1 pseudogene is annotated in these 493 nt (G+C 52.1%); it reads left to right on the forward strand.

Annotation, left to right across the window (positions count from 1 at the left end):
• Nucleotides 1-493: pseudogene (gene secD, locus AAEZ03_RS25845) on the forward strand (protein translocase subunit SecD); the annotation flags it as partial.

A 493-nucleotide genomic window follows, 5' to 3' on the forward strand; every position in this document is an offset into this window, starting at 1 on the left:
CTGCTCCTAACCTCTATCCTGATGAACCTGCCGTACAGATTACAAGTGCCGCAGCAGGTACGCAGCTGTCTGATGGTATCTTAACCCAGTCTCAAAGCTTACTCGAAGAGGCTGGAATTAATAATCATGATGGTACCTTTGAAGGCAACAGTGCGCTGGTACGTCTTGATAACCCCGTCGAGCAGCTCAAAGCTCAGGAAGTACTGCGCCAGAATCTGGGCGAAGACTATGTGGTCGCGCTTAACTTAGCGCAGACGACCCCGCAGTGGCTGCGTGATATCGGTGCTAAGCCGATGAAGCTTGGTCTCGATTTGCGCGGTGGTGTTCGTTTTGTACTAGAAGTTGACATGGACAAGGCTCTCGATCAACGCCTGACTAGTGCGAGCCGCGATGTACGTCGTGACCTACGGGCTGAGCGTATCGCGATCAAAGGCATCAAAACTGAAAACCAAGGCATCATGCTGCATTTCGCTGATACCGATGCGCGTAACCG

It is taken from the genome of Pseudomonas sp. HY2-MNA-CIBAN-0224 (assembly GCF_040310285.1).
GTDB lineage: Bacteria > Pseudomonadota > Gammaproteobacteria > Pseudomonadales > Pseudomonadaceae > Aquipseudomonas > Aquipseudomonas helleri.